Below are 16,664 nucleotides of genomic sequence, written 5' to 3'. Positions count from 1 at the left end.
CCCGAATTAAACTTTAATAAATAGCAAAAATTTAGAAAAAAAACCTATTAAGCAAGGTGGGAATTATTAATATTTATTGGCATAAAATACCAAAAAAAAACATATAAAATGAGCTTATACAAAACCTATCAACCACAAAATAACCCTAAATTAAAATTTAATAATATAAAACAAATATTTAACTATGTTTTTTCTATTTTTTTATAGCTGTTTTAGAGGGCTTTTAGGGGTTCTAGCAAATAACCCTATGAAGCACACTTTAACAAAGTACCTTTTAGTATGGCTAAACGGCTTTTTATTGGCAAAATGTTACACTTTAGACATGCAAAATTATTGATTTATTCATGTGAAAATTACTAATAATTTTTTATCTTGTAGAGTTGAAAAAGCCCCTATGCTTATTAGAGGCATAGGGGCTTTTCAGCGATAATAGAAGTTAAAAATGTGTAACAGCTATATATTACACTTCAAATAAATGTCAAACCTTAACTTTTAAAATATACTTATAAAATAATAAAGCAGCATCTTCAATTTTTGCCGTATTTGGCAACCGCAACAGGCAGTAATTCCAATTAACTAAGAGGTTTTACTGTGAATATTAACCAGCACTTTAGCAATTTAGCTACAAAAGCAGCACAAGACGGCGCTGATGCAAGCCAGGTAATTAGTCAGCGTAATCGTTTATTTCAAGACAAAGTAGTCCCTGCACTGGTCGAGCGCGGTGCAAATGACACCGCAATTGTTCAGGCACGTGAAAAATGGTACTCACAGACTGATAAAGTCATGCAGAGTGCTGGCCTACTGCCGAAAGCCGGACAGAGTAGCCGCAGCTTTGCCAAGGACAAACGAGCAGACAAGGCCGTTCAAGAAGCCGTAAAGACTGGCAGTAATTTGCCGATCATCAAAGAAGCCATTAAGTCTACTGGCGAAACTATCGGGAACCTGTTTGGACAGGGCGTAGGCAGCACAATTGAAAGTGCCGCTGGCTTTGTGCGTGATATTGGGGAGAACGAACAGGATTCTATTTCCGCTAAAGTTGCTGATTACGGCAAAAACCTTAGAAAAGGATATGAAAATAGTGCGTCCACCTTCCAAAAAGAACTACAAGCCGGCAAGCATGGAAAGGTATCGCAGCTATCTACTGGTGCAATACAATCCGTTCCAGCTATGGCGATGCCATTTGGTGCGGCAAAAGGCGTTACTACTATTGCAAGTAAGGCTCCAATACTGGCGAAGGCTGCACCTAAACTAGGCCTAGTTTCCGGTGTGGCCGCAGAGCATACCCAAAACTATGGTGAAGTACGCCGTAATGCCACAGCCAATCTAGAGCGAGATTTCCCAACATGGGAAAAGCTACAAGGCAATCCACTATTTGAGCAGAACTTTAATGAAAGACTAAATAATGGGCTAACTATTACCCAAGCACGTGAACAAGCCTATGCGGCAACTCTAGATCAGCTTTCAGAAAAAGCATCTGATAAATATGGCACAGCGATGACAGCTATTGGGTTTATCGCGCCGTCCGGTGCAGTCCTTGGATCTGGCATTCTGAAAAATGCACCAACAAGCAAGATCGGTAAGGCATTGACTGGCGGCGGTGTAGATTCAGCTTTGGTTAAGCGTGGAATGCAACAGGTCCCACGTACCGGCATGGCTAAACTTGTACCAGATATGAGCATTGCAGCCAACAAAGCAGCGGCCAAAATGGTGGGCAAACAGGCCCTAGAGGAAGGTTTACAAGGCGGTATTGGTGAGTATGGCGCTCAAGCTGCATCGGCCAATATTGGCGGTACACCGGTTGATTATGGCAAGGTCGGCCAGACCATTTTAGAAGAAGGCTTGGTCGGCGGTATCATGGGTGGTGGTATGCAGTCTGCTACCGGTGGATCACCAACTAGCCAAGCCAAGGACGTGGCGAAGCAGTTACGGAATCAGACCAATACATTACGCCAGGAAGAAGCCGCAGCACGTAAAGAGCTGGCAGATGCCATGCAGCTTAACGATCCGGCAGCACTCCAAAGCGCACAAGACAACCTGAATAATATTGGTGCAGAAGCCAGCAAGGTTAAAGCTGCTTATGATCAGTACGGTATTGATACGCCGTATTTTGTAGAGCGTTTTGCGGCACAGTATCAACCACCAAAACAACAAGAACAGGAGCCGCCAGTAGTAGAACCGGAAGTACAACCGGAGGTGCAGCCAGAAGTACAACCACAACCAACAGAACAACCACAGGCCACGCCAATTAATCAGGGCATGGCAAATACCACAAATCTGGTGATGGATAGTGTAAGCAATGGATATATCACACCAGAAGAAGCGCAGGTAATCCAGACAGACCCTATTCGAGCTGATGTATTCACCCTCACAATGACCGGTGATGAAGCCGCAGCGCATAATGTGGTAATGAACGCCGTTTCACTGGGTAATATCGACACAGACCAGGCGCAAGAGCTGATTCAATCCATTACTCGTTATTCTCAAGCCAAAGCACCGAAAAAGCCGTCTGTATCCAGTATTGTGAATAATCATGTTAAACAGCAGATTCACCCACAAGATAGGGGACTGTTTAGCAATCCGGTTGAGTTAGATCCGAACACCTTTGAACCAATTGATCCCAATCAGCCATCGCCGTTCCAGGAGGATTTTAACGAGCCTAAAGCATTCTCCAATCCAACCAAGGCAAATGACTATGTACGGATCAATGGCCTAACTGAATCACATGATATTGAGATTGCTGATGACGGCACGCTTATGGTTGTCAAAAAGCAGGGCATCATCCCAGATGATCCGAACCTAAGTAATTTTGGTTATGAACCTGAAAGAATCGTACAGCCAACCCCGGCAGATCCTAATTTATCCAATTTTTCAGAAGGGCTGGTCAGTGTTGACAGCCTGAATGCTGATAATGTGCCTGATGTTATTGACCCAGAAGAAGTTCAGGAGCCAGTACAGCCGATCCCAACAGCGCAGCCAGACCACAATAAACCTAAAACTTTCACAAATTATGTGAGAGCAAATGATTTCGTAAAAACAAACGGCCTAAAAGATAGCCATGAAATTATTAATAAGGGTGAAGGTCAGGTAATTGTTCAGCCTAAATCAGCAGCACCGGTTGAAGATTTTGGGAGTGATCAGGCTTTCGATGACATGCTTAACGCCGTTCCACCTATCGGTACACCGGCACAAGATCCAGTTGAGCCAGTACAGGCCGCAGATCCAGCAACGGACTTTGACAGTGATGAAGCATTTGACGAGTTATTAAATGCTGTGCCGCCAAGTGATAAACAAACTGATCCAGTACAACCAACAGACAGCTTTGCTGATCAGGTCCGTGATGCTCATTTGAACAACCCAAAGGCTAAGCCAAAGCTTATCCAGGATGAAATTAATAAGGGCCGTCCACGTGCGGAAGTCTTAGCAGAGGTTTCGGACGTAGTTAAAGCAATTAACACGCCTACCACCACACAAACCAACACAACAAATCAAATTTCAGTAAGAACCAAGAGCTTTAGTGACGATGAAATCGAAAAAGGGATGACGCAATATGACTGGCGATTAGCTAGTCAGTTTGACTTAGAACATGATCATATTTTGTCGCTTAAAGAAATCCTCAAGCAAGCCACACCAGATAGAAAGAAGATCAAGCTGGGTAATATTGATGCTGAGTTATCAAGTATTGATTCAATGGATTCCAGTGGAAAAAAGGTGGGTGAAAGTCCATATCTTGAAATCAAGACGCAAGACGGAAAAACCGTTGATTTTGGCATCCAAAAAGATGGAAGTTTGGCTATCTCCATAGGATCTAATGATGCGATTAGCGATGCAACCTTTAACCCTGAAAACTTTAGTAAAACTTTAAAGGATGCCTTGCATTCAGCAGCAGCTCGAAGCAATGAAAAAGATATTACGCCGGAGCTTGCACCGGAGCTTAAAGCTGATACACCGGAGCTTGTACCGGAGCCAGATAAACTAGCGCAAATACAGATTGAGCAAAGAAAGGTCAAAAACGGCATTCAGGAAAATGATGCACAGGATGGCATGAAATCCGACGATATTGGACGAGGATCTGATGGAAAGCCATTTTTAAGCAAGAATGCTGCAAATCGAGGTTTAAAACTTCGTGATGTGGAAAAAACACATGAAGTTGTTGAGATTGCGCCGTCTAATTTTGTATTGCGTCAAAAAGATCAGACAGAAAATAACGGTGTAACACCCACTATTTCAGACACCCCCCCAGATCAAGAATCTAAAAATAGATTTCAAAAGTATGATGACCTGGCAAAACAGTACGGCAGATCTATTAAATCAGATGGAACCATTGTAAAACGTAACGGCCAAGATACAGCTTTTAAGCTTCAAGAAAAAAATGGTCGTTTACAAATTATAGATGTTCTGGGGAATATTGCATTCAGTGGTGCAACAACCCCTGAAAGCCTGGGTAAATTCCTAGAAGATTATTGGTATGACAAAAAAGACCAAAGCAACCAGAAGGAGCAAGCACCTGCGGAAAATTCTGTATTAGACACACCAGCACCAGAAGAAATGAAAAAGGGTGATGTAGGCCGTAAGTCTGATAATCAGCCTTTTGCCAGTGCAACCGCAGCAAAAACTACGATTAAGAAAGAGGGCTTATCCGATACCCATGAAGTTGTGAAAGTGGCACCGTCACAGTTTGTATTGCGTGAAAAGGCAAAGTCAGAAGATGATAGTTTAGAATCAGGTAGCGAAGAACTAGCACTGGCAGACCTCCCCCACCCTCCATTTCAAAGGAACGATACACCGGGCACCATAAAAAAGAAGGATATTGGTCGAGCATCTGATAACAAGCCATTTGCTAATAAATCAGCCGCTACTACGACAATTAAGAAAGAGGGCTTATCCGATACCCATGAAGTTGTGAAAGTGGCACCGTCACAGTTTGTATTGCGTGAAAAACTAGATTCAGAGCAGGAGCAGAATGAATCAAGTATTTCTGATATGAATAATGCTAAGCAATCTACACCTAAAACAGTGGATTCAGTTGTACGTGACCACTTCTTAAAAGACCCTCTTGATGATATTCAGCATAGCGAATCAGGAATAATCCATAGCATCCCACGTGAACTTATGGATCAAGTACACAAGTTAGGGGATATTTTGAATGACTTATCTAGTCTGAAAACAGATAAGGTAAAAACCAATGTGCTATATGACAAAGAATTATTAACCAAGCTTGCAAAACTAAATCCTGATGTACGAGTCCATATTGTTTCTGATTTAGTTAATAGCTCTGATCCAATTATTCAGTCTATTTCTGATCAATTACAGGAAGGTGGATTTTATTCAATTGATTCTGGTGTCTCTTATATTTATCCACGTTCTTCTGAATGGAAAGGTACATTGCCTGAATTAATTAATCATGAACTGATTCATGCTGCTACCCAAGAACATATTGATACAAATAAACTCACACCAGAACAACTTGAACGCTTAGAAGAATTTAAAGAGATGATTTGGAGTAATAATCGAGAAAGCGTTGACGATATAGATCCAGATGTTCTAGATCGAATTAACTATGCAATATTCACCTCCTACCCTCATGAGATGTTTACAGTATTTGGTGCGGAATCCAGTTCCAGAGAGATATTGAGTCAGATTGGTATATTGGATAGATTCGACACAATTTTTAATAATGTTTTAAAGGAAGCAGCTAATGACAATGGGCAAATCAAGCAAAGAAGCAGTGGCCGATTTAACGAAGAAGGAACTTCTGAAAGAGTTTCAGGCAATGCCTTTAGAGTACCAGGAACAATTTCCGCTATACGAACAACAACTAGCTCAAGCGAAAACATCGAAAGAAGCCCTTCAAATCAACCAGCCAGTTTATCAAGTCCAGAAAAAGATGAAGTAGGACAGGTTGATGACAAGCGTAAGCAAGAATCAAATTCTGGTAGTGATTCGCCGTTACGTAGTCGGACAAAAAATCAAAAAGTCCAAGACAGTAATCCAAATCAGGTACGAGCAGAGCTTGTAAAACGCTTTGGCGAGGATTCGATTAATCTTCTTGAAAGTAACGGCGTTTTAATTATTGAACAAACCTATTCTGAGCCAGGTATTGAAGGCTTTGCGGAAAATGGCCGTGTAACGCTCATTGCTGATGCAATCACAGCAGAAAACATCGTGCCAGTGTTCCTACATGAGCTTGGCGGCCACATTGGGATGCAGGGTGTACTTAAAGCCAGTGCGTACGATAATTTAATGTCGGAATTTAATCGTCTGGTGAAGTCTGGAAACCCCGATGCAATCGAAGCCAAGCGATTAGCAGAGCGTGAATCTGATGCACAGGTACAAGCTGATGAATATTTACCGTACTTAATCACCGTAGCTGCAAGGAATCAGCAAAACCAAGGGCCAGCACAGAAGCTTATAAACCGCGTTTTAAGCGCAGTTAAGGCGTGGGCGGTAGATAGGCTAGGATTAAACCTAAAACTTAACTCTAACGACATGGTTGCCCTTGCTGAACGCATGATTAAAACTATTTCTAAGGGAACGCCACCAACACCACCAAAAGGCGAACGCCGTTATAGTCGAAGCAGTACCGCCAATCCGCAAAATATGAGCCAAACTAAACAGCGCGAGCTTTTAGACAAAGCAGCGTCAACCGCTTTTGGTCAAATGTCTTTACGTGGTGCCGAAGGTGCAAAAACCCTGAGCAGTCGAACGCTCAACCTATTCCAAACCATGCTGCATAAGTCATTAAGGGATGAAACAGGGCAATTTAAAAAGACTTTTGATTTAGTCCAGGGGAAAATCAATCACGTTACTTTTGCCAGTAGTAAGTCAATGGACGTTGCCCCGAACGTGCTTATTCAATTGGAGCAAGGCGAAGATTACTGGAAGGAAGTCAAACGAGTTGGCCGCACAATTGGACATACCTTTTCTGGTGGAAAAATTGACAAGGCCAAAGTTGATAAAGACTTGAAGAAAGTTGGCGATCTAATGTTTGAAAACACCTTAATGGATAACTCAGAACGTCATTCAGTTAAGGAATTAAAGCAATTAGGTTTTGATGATGACCAGATTGGCCTATATAACGAGGTTCGTGATGCAATTGATACGTCATTAGACACCTTTGCAAATACAACCTTCTCAAATATCTATAAACACCTGGGCGGAACCAATGAGGAAGTATTGGAGCTGGCCGCTCAAGATCTGGATATTGTGGACCATTACAATGAGATCCTAAAACGCATAGATACATTGACCAAGGGTAAACCAGAGAAGGCAGAAGCTAGACAGGCTGCAATTGAAGCGATTGACCGGGTATTTAAGAAAGCCAACGATCTGAAAGACCAAGGCTATGTACCGCTAATGCGTTTTGGTAAGTATTTTGTGCGGATCTACAACCCAACCACAGGGGAAGTTGCATATCGCCAACACTTCGAAAGTGAATCTGAACGCAACTTATTCTATCGGAACTATGACCAGTCGAAGATTCCAGCCGGTTATGAAATTGAGCAAGGTCAGATTAATGAGTTACAACACAAACTGTTCCAGGGCGTAAGTCCTGAAACCGTGGCGTTATTCGCTAAAGAATCAGGTTTACCGATTGGTGATGCTGAAACAGCGTATATCAAGTACGCCGTCCAGAATAACCCTGCACTTAAACGACTTTTGAAACGCCAGGGGGTTGATGGTTTTGATAGTGACTTAAAGCGCGTCCTAGCATCGTTTGTTATGTCGAATGCGCGTTATTCAGCAAACCAGAGCTACAACCCAGCCATTGATGAATCAATCACAAATATCGAAGATCCAGCCTTTCAAGAGGATGCTATCCGGTTGCGTGATTATTCGCTCGATACTCAGGAAGAACTTGCAGCAGTTAAAAACTTTGCGTTTGTTTGGTATATGGGATTCTCAGCCATGTTTGGTGTGGTGAACTTAACCCAGCCACTATTGCAAACCTTCCCTTACTTGATGCAGTACAGCAGAGACAAAGGAACTATTCTAAGAGCCTTCCGTAAAGCGGTTATCACTTGGAGAAAAGGCACCGATGCAATGGATCGGAAGTATAAAGACCATTATGAACGTGCCAGAAAAGAAGGCCACTTAGATCCACAAAACACATGGATGATGCAGGGCCTAGAGCGTGGTAAGTCTGGCCTTGGTGCGAGTACATGGCAATTAATCAGCCATGCGTCTGGCTTATTTGCTCAAGCGTCTGAAACGGTCAACCGCCGTACTTCATTGTTTGCAGCCTTGGACGTGGCCGAAAGTCTGGGCCAAGCCAAATTAGAGAAACTAGGCTTTAAAGATGCGTATGACTTCGCCGTCAGAACTATTCAAGAAACCCAAGGTATCTACAACAAAGGCAACCGACCACGTTTAGCACGTGGCAACATCGGTAGCGCACTGATGATGTATAAGCAATTTATGATTGCATATATCGAACAGATGGTCAGAATGCAAAAAGCTGGCTTGTATGGCGGCGAAGATGACGAGTTTAAAAAGAAAATGGCCGCATTAGTCGGTTTTGGTGTATCCAGATCCATCCTAACCATGCTGGGAATTTTAATGGCCCTTTCTGGTACGACTGGCTTGCCGTTTGTACGCGATATTCTAGATGTTGTTGAAACTGCCGGCGGTTTAATGGGTAAACCAGTTAATACCGAACGTGAGATTCAAATAGCTTTACAGGATGCATTAGGTCAAACGCTGGGCAATGGCGTAAATACTGTCTTAATGGATGGTATCGTCAACTTAAATCCATTGATTGATGTTAAGGGTCGTATGGGTATGGGTGACTTAATCCCTGCGACTGCATATTTCAGCCCAACCACCAGTGATTATATGAAATCTTCCGAGATTTCACAGATTGCAGGTCCTATCGGCGGATTACTTGAGAAGGTGAAGGAATCCGTTGCACTGGCTCAAGTGGGTGCCTATGGTCAATCTGGTGTGCAATTACTACCTAAAGCGATTACAAGCGTGGGGCAAGGTGCTATTGCTGCAACCACTGGTGATTATCGCAATATGAAAACCGGAGTTAAGACAAACGATGTTGAAGCATGGGAAGGTATTATTAAGATGCTTGATGCACAACCAGCCAGCATTGCTAAAGAAGGTCGATTCCGTGGCATGGAGCTGAAAGATAAATCAGCACAAACTTATGTCAATGCACGTTGGAAAGAACGCTATGTGAATGCGCTTGAATCTGGAGACCGCACTCAAGTTCGCGCCGTTAAGCAAGAAATTAATGATTACAACAAGGATAATCCGCGTTATCCAATTAAGTTTAATCAGAAACTTGCTGAAACGAATTACAACAAGTCTAACCAGACATGGCAAGAGAAGCGAAAAACAGTAAAAGGATTAGAGTGGATGAGTGAATACAACCCGTACCTAAACCAGCGATAGCACTTAGAGCAATTAATTAAACCCATGTAACACTATCCTTGACTGTTATTATCTAGAGTGGTGTGGGATGTATGGGATACTATTTCCGAAGAAGTAATCAATCTAAAAAAGCCGGCGTAATACCGGCTTTTTTGTTTTTATCTTGTTTGTTTTTTAGGGGTTAAAGCGTGATAAAAAATCATACCCATAATAATTGACGTACCAATACTCATAAAGAGATGACTCTCAATAGCGAAGTCTAATTGCATTATTGCTTTCCAAAAGCCCAACCACACCAATATGCTTAAGAAAAACCAGACTATTGCTACAGCTTGTTTTTTGTTTATCGACCAATTGGCTATTTCTGGTTTTGAATTAACAACTACTTTACCGATAGCAAAAGAAACAACTGCATGAATGACTAGAAAGATAAGCCCCATATAACCCCCTATTTTTTATGATTAAAGAAAATACTATGATAAATAAAAATAACTTTTGAAATTTGAATAAGTAAATTACTCAATACAATTCAGTAACTAGCTCAAAGATACTCAGCTCAATATACCTAAAATAACTTACAACAGTTACCGTAAAGTTACCCAACTATTCGAATTACTCGACCAGTAAAAAAATTGGAAGAAACAGTAAAACCATTTATATTTTTTTCTGCTATTAAACTCATTCAATATATAAAATTACCCAAATCGAGAGTTAAGGAATCTAATTGACGATACGTGTAGCAACTCCACAACTTTTTTCACTTGTCGGTATATTTGTCGGTATATTTAAAATTATATAAATTTATTATTATATATTTCAGTATCTTATATCATAATTATGACTTCCTCTCTCACCGCCAGAATTTAAAAACCCGAATCACATGATTCGGGTTTTTTTATTGCCTGAAATTCAAATTCGCATCTGCTTAGAATCATTAAACAATCCATCACCACCATGATTAAAGTTACTATGACCTAAGGAATATGGCTGTTCTAAGACGATTATTCCACCATATTTAAATTTTTCTTAAGCTTCCGTGCTTTTCTAGGTTCAATTTAAAAACTGGCATAAAAATAGCTTAATTCTATTGTCATCAAAGCTATGTTATGGTGCCTACAGAGGTGCTGAGAGGAGAATAAAAACCATAAAATAGAAAGAAATACAGGATTGATCGAGCCATTTAAACTTAAAGCTAAATAGATACACTGCTATTCGGAGAGCGAACATGAATAACAGCGCAAACTATGCAAAACAGATCAAAAATGCAAAACGTGGCGGTTATACCCCAACCATTGCCAAAGACATCAATAAACATAAAATTCAAAAAGCTCTGAGACTCATCGAACAGTGGAGAAGCCTCGCTCAAGAACTCAAACCTCAAATGCAGTTTGATATGGCCTTTACTTTAGAGGAATGTGCACAAGAATTAGACCAGATCATAAAAAAGCGATAATCCCTTTTAAGCGATTGACCCATACTAAACCCTGTACATTCACCCTCGCCCATATCTGCCTATATGGGCGTTTTCTTGATCTTTCGATAAAAGACAGTTTAGATAGAATGAACCGGAAAAACGGTAAATCGTACCAAAATAGCTTGAACGGTTATTTTTTGGCTTGCGTAGCGAATGAATTTCTGTAAAATGCACTCCACCATGCCGGCATAGCTCAGTTGGTAGAGCAACTGACTTGTAATCAGTAGGTCCACAGTTCGAATCCGTGTGCCGGCACCATATCTTAGCCTCGCTTTTTAGTGAGGCTTTGATGTTTCTGGGCTTGGTATTTTTCAAACTTGAATTTTTCGACGTTTTCTTACGCTGTTTTAGTCCTTCGATTGTGCCGTTACCTGCACATATCTCACGATCCCTTCCTGATATAATTTTTGGCATAGCTTTGCTGTCATTTGAATTTTAAAATGATCCAAGCCTGAGCCTTGAATATGATGACCGGCTTGTTTTGAATTCAAAATTTTTTGTACATAATCCGCAAAGCCAGAAAATACCGGCTCGGATAGATCCTGAATCTGAATATTTTTAAATTCAAAACGATCCAGACACGCATACAGTGCACCAACAGACATTAATTCTTTTAAATTTATATCGGCAGATTTCAGTAACAGCTGATATTTACGCTTTTGAAATGAATTCAAATTTTGCCAACGTTCCGATAACACCAGATGATGAAAACCAATTCGTGCATTTGGCTTTAAAACACTGCTGATTTGTTGCAAAAGTAACGGAACCGGACTGTGATAAGCTGCATCCAGACACAGCACCACATCAAAACGCTGAGAAAACGGCAATTCCTTTAAACGCAGAAACGAGGCCTGATAGATGGCATTCAGTTCTGGCAGATGTTGCTGAATAGTGGCCACGCAAGCCGCTTGTACTTCGACACCGGCCAGATATTGCACTCGGTAGTGCTGTTGCCAGTGCAATAAACTTGCACCCTGACCACAGCCCAGATCCAGCAATTTATCTTTTGAATTCAAATTGACACTCTGCGCGAGCTGATCGGCCAGCGTGCGACAGGCAGCAACATAATCCTGCTGTCCTGCCTGCCAATAGCCCAAATTACTCCAGGGCAATTGCGCCTGATCCCCCAGCGCCGCTGCATGAATTGCATATTTATGCTGAGGAAAGCGCTGACGCAATGCCTGAAGCCATTGCATCAATTAATAACCCAGTTGCGGAGCAACCTCGACCACAGGTTTTAAACCCTGAAACGGTAAAGGCGCACCGAAAATTTCCGCAATCTTCATCGCTGAGGTCACAGCCGATTCCAGAATGGGCAAACCGTCACATGACCATGAACCGCAGAAAAAGACTTTGCGATTGGCTTCCAGATGACGCTGCTGTAATTCCTTGTTCAGCGCCACGGTATTGGCATCGACCACGGCACGGGTCAACATGACCGATGTAATGACTTTTTTCGGGTCAATCTCGGTCACCGGACGCCAGGTCTGGAATACTGCCGACTTGCCAACCAGCGAAGGTTCAATCGAGTTGAGCCACACGGTAAATTGCTGACGGGTAAATTTACGATCCATCATGTAGCTGAGTACAGCCCAGTCTTTACGTTTTGGCGGCATCACGCTGGCGTCGGTATGAATCACCAGTTCGCCCTGTTCAAATTTGAATTTTTTCAATAATTCAATTTCGCTGGCAAACTGGGTTGGGTCCAGGAATTGCTCAATTTTAGTGGTCGGTGTTGCGACAATAACCCGGTCAAACAGTTTTGAATAACCGGCTGCATTTTCGACTTTGACCTGATCGCCCTGCTCTTGCACCAGCGTAATCGCTGAACCGTCTTCAATATGAATGCCTTCCACCAGTTTATCGACCAGCGCTGGTGTACCGCCTTGCAGGCGCAATAAAGCATCGCCATCGGTCAGTTGGCGCAGGAAAATTAATAACGGTTTCGCCGGCCATTCACCAATAGTTTTCGGATTGCAGGTACAAATGGTATACAGCACCGGCATCACTGCACCGTGCCAGAACACTTCTTCAATCTCGTTACGATTGATAAATTCTGCCAGGCTGATGTCCTGATTTTTCGACTTAAAAAATTTGGTTAATGCCACTTTGAGCTGCAACAGGCCCTTGACCAGACGCCAGCCGTACTGCTGCAAGCCTTTACGGTTATTGATAATTGGAATATTGCCGATACGGCTACGCGATGTGGTCAGCCAGGTTTCAGTTTTATCTTCAAATAACCAGCTGCAGGCCATATAGGTACGCACCGGATAAGTTTTAATGCCCAGATGCGTGGCCAGACTCAGGGTGTTTTTCCACAGATAAGGATTCATCACACGTAAAGGTGCATCAATCAGCCCCCCTTCAAATTCAAGGCTATGACTGTCCATGCCACGACCTGGAAGTGCTTCAAAAATCGTGATGTGATGTCCTGCATCCTGGAGAATTCTGGCTGTTGCCAGTCCGGCCATGCCACTACCAATTACTGCGATATCCAAACTGATCATCCGTCATTGAAAAACTACAGAAATTATGTACCATGCGCCAATCAAACAGGTTATTAAAATCTTCCAGAATATATGTTTTTCGTAAAGGCAATTGGGCGGGATAAAATCTGCTTTTCACTATTTTTTCAAACAGGTTACAAAATACACCAAACTCAGGATTTTATTCATATTTTTTCTACATAACCTGAAAAATCACTTTAAAAACAAACATCTTAATTAACCATTTTTATAACCTTTGGTTGACAAACGCCCTTGAAAAATCTATGATTCACAGCATAATAAAACCATAAACCCATCAGATTCCACCAAGATGAGTTTATGCGTAAATTATTTAAAACGACAAGAAACTACAGCGCCTTATAAAATAAAAGCCTCTGCGAAAGCAGAGGCTTCTTTGTTTAACCGCTCGGTGTACTATTCAGCCTGCACCGCAATTTCACCAAATTTACCCTGATTAAAATCTTGAAATGCCTGCATAATTTCTTCCTTGCTGTTCATTACAAACGGGCCATAACCTTGAATGGGCTCATTGAGTGGCTCGCCTGTCAGTAACACAAACTGGGTATCCTGATAGGCTTGCAACTGAATCGCCGGATCTCCATCACGGGCAAACATTATAATTGAGCTGTCCAGGACTTTCTGGCTCGCATTGACCACCAGCTCACCCTTCAGCACGACTAACAGTGCATTATGTCCGGCAGGGATATGCAATGTGGTTTCATATTCCGCTTTCAGTTCACCATCCCAGACATTGATCGGACTAAAAGTATGAGCAGGACCTTGATGACCAGCAAACTCACCTGCAATCACCCGGATATGCCCCGCCTCTTCATCCATTTCAATCCGCGGAATAGCTGCCGCAGTGATCGCCTGATAACGTGGTGTGGTCATCTTGTCTTTGGCCGGCAGATTGACCCAGAGCTGTACCATTTCAAAGAGACCGCCATGTTTGGCAAAATCTGGAGAATGAAATTCTTCATGGACCACACCTGAGCCTGCGGTCATCCACTGCACATCCCCCGCCTGAATCGTGCCGCCACCGCCACTTGAATCTTGATGCGTCACTGCCCCCTGATAGGCTAACGTCACTGTTTCAAAACCGCGATGTGGATGTGAACCCACGCCATGTTGTACAGTCGTCGGATCAAAATGATAGGGCGCAGCATAATCCAGCAACAAAAACGGACTGATCGCCTGACCTAAACGGTCATAGGAAAACAGATTTTTGACCGGAAAGCCATCACCGACCCAATGCATGTTTTGATTACGGTAAACACCAATTACTTTTTTCATCTTTTAACTCCTATTACGATAGGATGAACATGCAGCCATTTTATGCCGGGCCAAGATGCGCTGATAGTCCTAAGCTGGAATACAGTATCTTATATATAAGACAATCTTTGCTTTAACTTCCCGAATTCAACACAAATAAACTAAAATTTTGGTCTAAATTTTTAATTATCCTATTTTTAAGATTATTTATCCCAGAATTTGGGCTTATTTTGTCCTGTTTTTAGCTCTAATATAAAAATCACCACGTCCCGGAACAGCCTGGGTGTGATCCAAGACGGGATGCTAATTTTATAGAGAGGAACAGAGAAATGGCAAAACCTTATGTACGTTTAGACAAAGACAATGCAGCCGTATTACTTGTAGACCATCAGACTGGTTTGTTGTCACTGGTTCGTGATATTGACCCAGATAAATTCAAAAATAATGTATTGGCGCTTGCGGCAGCAGCAAAATATTTCAATTTACCGACCATTTTGACCACCAGCTTCGAACAAGGCCCAAATGGTCCGTTGGTTCCTGAGCTGAAAGAGCTATTCCCGGACGCACCTTATATTGCTCGTCCAGGGCAAATTAATGCCTGGGATAATGAAGATTTTGTTAAAGCGGTAAAAGCCACGGGTAAAAAACAGTTGATCATTGCTGGCGTGGTGACTGAAGTGTGCGTTGCCTTCCCGGCGCTGTCTGCACTTGAAGAAGAATTTGACGTATTCATCGTGACAGATGCATCTGGTACCTTTAATCACCTGACACGTGATGCTGCATGGAACCGCATGTCACAGGCTGGTGCACAGCTGATGACCTGGTTTGGTCTGGCTTGTGAACTGCACCGTGACTGGCGTAATGATATCGAAGGTCTCGGCAGCCTGTTCAGCAATCATATTCCTGACTACCGCAACCTGATGAATAGCTATAACCAGAATACTGCCCAGAAATAAACCATACACATCTCTAAAATAAGCGGCCTTCGGGTCGCTTTTTGTTGGAACAATTAAATTAATCTGGCTTGGAAACAGTTTAGCCTGGCCCGGATTTCCCCTATGATGGGCATTGTATGAGCGCAGGGCGATTGAGGTGAAAGGTGCATTCTTTTGATGACTATTATTATTTTTATCTGGTGGTCAAGCATGGCGGCTTTAGTGCAGCCAGTGACATCTCCGGAATCACCAAGTCCAAACTCAGCCGACGTATTTTAGAGCTGGAAGCCCGTTTCAATGTCACCCTGATTCAACGCTCAACCCGACATTTTAAGGTGACCTCACTGGGCCAGGAATTTTTTGAGGAATGCGAAAAGCTGATTCAACAGGTGGAATGTGCCCGTAATGTCTTGCTCAAGCAGAAAAGTGAACCACAAGGCCTGGTCAAGCTGAGTTATCCTTCGGTGATGATGCGCTACCAGATCCGCAGCCTGCTGAATGAATTCCTCAAGACTTATCCCAAGGTTCAGGTAGAAATGGAAATTACCAGCCGGCGTGTCGATGTGCTGCACGATGAGATTGACCTGGCGATCCGCACCAACTTTGAAGCCAATGAAGATTCCAGCATTGTCGTTCGCGATGTGATTAAAACCACGCATTGTCTGGTTGCCAGTCCGGAGCTGTTGCAAGGCTGTTCGATACATTACCCCACTGAGATCAATGACTTTCCGACCATCGTTTTAGGCACGCAGAAAAACCACTATCAATGGCATCTGCATCGTATCGACAGTCATGAACAGATGGATATCCCCCTAGAACCTCGCATCAAAAGCAATGATCTGGCCGGCGTATACTATTCTGCCCTGGATGGCCTGGGTATTGCCGATCTACCCTTGTTAACCGTGGAAGCAGATCTCAAAGCTGGTCGCCTGATCCATCTGCTGCCAGACTGGTGTTCCAATATGGGAACCGTACAACTGGTCTATGCCTCACGCAAAGGTCAGCGTCTGGTGATGGAAAAACTGATTGAGCATCTGGTCGAGGGCTTACGTGCCCGGGCAGAAGGTCATCAGGGCTATACCATTTAAATTGCGCTGT

At 42.7% G+C, this 16,664-nt stretch carries 8 protein-coding genes and 1 tRNA gene; 5 read left to right on the top strand and 4 right to left on the bottom strand.

Annotated features, from left to right (window positions below; all coding sequences use genetic code 11):
* Window positions 1–591: 591 nt before the first annotated feature.
* Window positions 592–9,399: a PLxRFG domain-containing protein gene (locus tag FTV29_RS00730; protein ID WP_180074952.1), complete on the top strand. Its 8,808-nt coding sequence runs from the start codon at window positions 592–594 to the stop codon at window positions 9,397–9,399.
* Between the two features lie 137 nt (window positions 9,400–9,536).
* Here FTV29_RS00730 and FTV29_RS00725 read toward each other — a convergent pair whose 3' ends face one another.
* Window positions 9,537–9,818: a hypothetical protein gene (locus FTV29_RS00725; protein ID WP_180001428.1), complete on the bottom strand. Its 282-nt coding sequence runs from the start codon at window positions 9,816–9,818 to the stop codon at window positions 9,537–9,539.
* A gap of 785 nt (window positions 9,819–10,603) precedes the next feature.
* On the opposite strand from FTV29_RS00725, the gene FTV29_RS00720 reads away from it, so the two are divergent.
* Together FTV29_RS00720 and FTV29_RS00715 are read left to right on the top strand one after the other, a co-directional pair.
* Complete coding sequence (locus tag FTV29_RS00720; RefSeq protein ID WP_180074951.1) at window positions 10,604–10,831, top strand: hypothetical protein; 228 nt, start codon at window positions 10,604–10,606, stop codon at window positions 10,829–10,831.
* A gap of 203 nt (window positions 10,832–11,034) precedes the next feature.
* Window positions 11,035–11,110: transfer RNA gene (locus FTV29_RS00715), tRNA-Thr, on the top strand.
* 89 nt (window positions 11,111–11,199) lie between these two features.
* On the opposite strand, the gene FTV29_RS00710 is transcribed toward FTV29_RS00715, so the two are convergent.
* The 3 genes from FTV29_RS00710 to FTV29_RS00700 all read right to left on the bottom strand — a co-directional run bounded on the left by FTV29_RS00710 (window position 11,200) and on the right by FTV29_RS00700 (window position 14,652).
* Window positions 11,200–12,048 (bottom strand): cyclopropane-fatty-acyl-phospholipid synthase family protein, encoded by an 849-nt coding sequence (locus tag FTV29_RS00710; protein WP_180074950.1) that lies wholly within the window; start codon window positions 12,046–12,048, stop codon window positions 11,200–11,202.
* A 3-nt stretch (window positions 12,049–12,051) separates the two neighbouring features.
* Complete coding sequence (locus FTV29_RS00705) at window positions 12,052–13,359, bottom strand: FAD-dependent oxidoreductase (RefSeq protein ID WP_159138368.1); 1,308 nt, start codon at window positions 13,357–13,359, stop codon at window positions 12,052–12,054.
* 414 nt (window positions 13,360–13,773) lie between these two features.
* A complete protein-coding gene (locus FTV29_RS00700; protein WP_100329487.1) occupies window positions 13,774–14,652 on the bottom strand; it encodes a pirin family protein in 879 nt (292 codons plus the stop codon).
* Between the two features lie 308 nt (window positions 14,653–14,960).
* On the opposite strand from FTV29_RS00700, the gene ycaC reads away from it, so the two are divergent.
* Both ycaC and FTV29_RS00690 read left to right on the top strand, forming a co-directional pair.
* Window positions 14,961–15,587: an isochorismate family cysteine hydrolase YcaC gene (gene ycaC / locus FTV29_RS00695; protein ID WP_074383893.1), complete on the top strand. Its 627-nt coding sequence runs from the start codon at window positions 14,961–14,963 to the stop codon at window positions 15,585–15,587.
* 143 nt (window positions 15,588–15,730) lie between these two features.
* Entirely contained in the window at window positions 15,731–16,654 is a 924-nt protein-coding gene (locus FTV29_RS00690) for a LysR substrate-binding domain-containing protein (protein ID WP_159138369.1), read from the top strand.
* The last annotated feature ends 10 nt before the right edge of the window (window positions 16,655–16,664 follow it).

It is taken from the genome of Acinetobacter sp. YH12254, assembly GCF_013417415.1.
GTDB lineage: Bacteria > Pseudomonadota > Gammaproteobacteria > Pseudomonadales > Moraxellaceae > Acinetobacter > Acinetobacter pseudolwoffii.
This window is presented reverse-complemented; position numbering and strand designations above follow the sequence as displayed.